1 protein-coding gene is annotated in these 228 nt (G+C 53.9%); it reads left to right on the forward strand.

What is annotated here, in order from left to right:
* Positions 1 to 213, forward strand: a 213-nt coding sequence (locus tag SB719_RS23105; RefSeq protein WP_412160183.1) for a hypothetical protein, incomplete at its 5' end; no start/stop codon positions are given.
* Between the last annotated feature and the right edge of the window lie 15 nt (positions 214 to 228).

The raw sequence follows: 228 nt of genomic DNA on the forward strand, positions 1-228 counted from the left end.
TGTGCTTCAGAAAACGGTTTGGTGGCAATGGGCCAGACGGAAAGCGGCGCAGGCTCAAAATTGCGCAAATATCGCCGTGTCGGCGGAATAATCATGGCGTCGTTGAAACTGGTATTGTTTCGCGTTCCCGATCCTGCCGCTGCTTCCTTTTTTCCACCTCGGACAACGGCCTTCATCGGTCCGTTGGTTTTCGTGCCGCCGTTCGCACGATAACTTCCCACTTGATTG

Origin of the sequence: Pantoea sp. SIMBA_079 (genome assembly GCF_046940275.1) — a bacterium.
GTDB classification, from domain to species: Bacteria; Pseudomonadota; Gammaproteobacteria; order Enterobacterales; family Enterobacteriaceae; genus Pantoea; species Pantoea borealis.